Annotated in this window: 1 pseudogene; it reads left to right on the forward strand. The window is 64.6% G+C overall.

The annotated features are described in order from the left end of the window. Positions 1-243 (forward strand): annotated as a pseudogene (locus MKK52_RS07325) (hypothetical protein); the annotation flags it as partial. Positions 244-432 lie beyond the last annotated feature (189 nt).

Below are 432 nucleotides of genomic sequence, written 5' to 3' on the forward strand. Positions count from 1 at the left end.
GGCCGGGTCATCTGCCTCCCGGTTGGGGAGGACGACGTGCTCGGCTCCGTCCGGACGACGCGAGTAGTTCTAGCGGCGGCTCACCGCAACCACGACACAGCCGACAACCGGGACGTGAACCTCATGGCGGTCTGCCAGCGGCGCCACATGAACCACGACCGGCCGGAGCATAAGCGGCGGCGGTGGCGAACCCTATTCCGGCGGAAGGCGTCGGGCGACTTGTTCGGCGGCCCCTACCGGTAGAACGGTGCCAAGGATCGACGTTTGATTTCCGCCGCGTTTTGCGTCTCGATCACCTATCGCGCAGGAGTTCCTCGGTGATAAACGTGATACAGCGTGCGCGTGCCTCGGGGCTCTGCAATCGCAGGTACAGACGCATCACTGCCAGAGCTTCCGTCATCTCTTCGCGAGAGGCTGCCGCTCCCATTTGCC

The organism is Methylobacterium sp. J-067 (assembly GCF_022829465.1).
GTDB classification, from domain to species: Bacteria; Pseudomonadota; Alphaproteobacteria; order Rhizobiales; family Beijerinckiaceae; genus Methylobacterium; species Methylobacterium litchii.